This is a genomic window from Vibrio sp. S234-5 (assembly GCF_000960595.1).
Lineage (GTDB): Bacteria > Pseudomonadota > Gammaproteobacteria > Enterobacterales > Vibrionaceae > Vibrio.
In genome coordinates, this window is record NZ_JZAM01000179.1 from 1 (window position 1) to 1,969 (window position 1,969).

2 protein-coding genes and 1 pseudogene are annotated in these 1,969 nt (G+C 42.4%); all 3 read left to right on the forward strand.

What is annotated here, in order from left to right; translation table 11 throughout:
- Positions 1 to 146 precede the first annotated feature (146 nt).
- Positions 147 to 617 (forward strand): hypothetical protein, encoded by a 471-nt coding sequence (locus UF06_RS08315; RefSeq protein ID WP_045570036.1) that lies wholly within the window; start codon positions 147 to 149, stop codon positions 615 to 617.
- Positions 614 to 745, forward strand: a pseudogene (locus UF06_RS24055) (DUF3265 domain-containing protein). Before UF06_RS08315 ends, UF06_RS24055 begins: the two are co-directional and overlap by 4 nt.
- Positions 746 to 1,704: 959 nt before the next feature.
- Positions 1,705 to 1,902 (forward strand): hypothetical protein, encoded by a 198-nt coding sequence (locus tag UF06_RS27625; RefSeq protein ID WP_242402001.1) that lies wholly within the window; start codon positions 1,705 to 1,707, stop codon positions 1,900 to 1,902.
- Positions 1,903 to 1,969: the final 67 nt, after the last annotated feature.

Sequence of the window (1,969 nt, forward strand, 5' to 3'; positions counted from 1 at the left end):
TTTAAGCTAACAACGTGCTTAAGCGGGATTCGCAATGCGTGGCATTTTCAGCATGCGGCGGGTTTTGTGATTAAAGTGGTGTGCGGTAGCTTTGGTAGAGCATTGCTCACCCCTTAGCAGGGCGTTAGGCCTCTAAGGAGAATACAGTGAAATTGATTATCTTTCTGTCAGTTATTTTGTCTTTCAGTTCACTCGCTTCAGAGTGGAGAACTCCACATGGCTCGGAAGATATTTCAAATGCTAAAAGACTCGGTGAAAAGCTGAAATCGACTTTTCTGGGGGTAACTGGTGTAGTCATGTCAGTTCATGAAGGGTACGGAAAGCCAATATATAAACTTAAGGTAAGTGATGCGAATGGCGTAGAAGAAATTCTGATAGGTTCTTTGTACTGGCATGATTTTCAACCAGGTAGCAAAATTGAAGTGCTATTGGATGTAATGGCTATAAATCATCGGGACAAAAAGGCTAAAGCATTAACTGAAGATAAAATAATGGGTTTAGGGATATGTCATGTTGAACTAGGTATAGGTTATGCAACCGGCTCTAAGCGCACCTATGAGGTTTGCATGAAGTGGTATGGGAAGTCATTCCCAAAAGATTATAAAGATCGAGAATAACAGGCCTAACAAGGCGTTTAAGAGGGATTCATGCCGCGTGGCATTTTTAGTATGCGGTGAGTTTTGGTGGTGAAAGTGGTCTGCAGAAACTTGGTTTAGGCGGCATTCACCCCTTAACGCAGCGTTAGCTTAAAACAATGAAAATCAATTGGTTGTGGCCTTTTTTTTCTTCCTTTGCCAATTTGTTCAGGCTTTTCGGCAAATCAGCATTGTTTGTCAACGTGAGTTTCGAGCTGTTGCCTCAATTGAGTTTTGGGAATGCGTGAGGTTAGCCAGTTTGGCGCAAAGTCGCTTTGGAAGGTTTAGCCTTCGCTTTGAGTTTTGCGAAAACGTGTTTTCAAAATTTACTGGTTTTTAAAGCAAATGAACGGCCACAAAGTTTGAGTCATTTCGGGTTTTAAAACTCAGGTGGTTTGTCGTTTTTCCAAACTGGGTTAGTCTCGGGTTTGGTAAATCTAAGGTGCTGAAATTTAAGCTAACAAACTGCTTAAGTGGGATTCGCAATGCGTGGCATTTTCAGCATGCGGTGGGTTTTGTGATTAAGTTGGTGTGCGGTCGCTTTTGCAGTGCATTGCTCACCCCTTAGCAGGGCGTTATGTTTAATCACCAAAAATCAGTGGATTATGGTTTTTCTTTGTTCCCTCGGCTGATTGGTTTTGTGTTTGTCGGCAAGTTAGCTTCAGTGGGCGCGGTTTTCCGGACAATTATTCTTTGGCGCTGGAAATTCAGAAAACTGCCTCAATCAATTTTTGGGCAAGCGCGATGTTGGTTTCGCTGGCTCAATCAGTATTTTGATCACAGGTTTTTGTGATTGAATTGCCGAAATTCGAAGTTTGTTTTTCAAGTCTATGAGTCGTTTCAGTCTTCTGGTTTTTGACTTTTGTTTGTCAGTCAAAAACGAGTTAATCTTGGTTTTGGTAAAACGTAAGTCATTGAAGCTTAAACATAACAAACGGTTCAAGAGGGACAGCCAACGCGCGGCATTTTTATCATGCGTTGATTTTTTTGGTTACGGTGTTATGCGGAAGCTTGGTAATGGCGTTGGCTGCCCCTTAACCGGGCGTTATGCTTAATCACCAAAAATCAGTTGGTTGCATCTTTTCTTTGCTCCCTCGGTGTGTTGGTTTTGTGTTTGTCGGCAAGTTGGCTTCAGTGGGCGCTGTTTTTCGGACACTTGTTCTTTGGCGCTGGAAATTCAGAGAATTGCCTCAGTCAATTTTCGGGCAAGCGCGAGGTTGGTGCGGCTGGCTCAATCAGTATTTCGACCACAAGTTTTTGGGGTTGAATTGCCAAAATTCGAAGTCTGTTTTTCAAATTTATGAGTCATTTCAGTTTTTTAGGTTTTGGCTTTT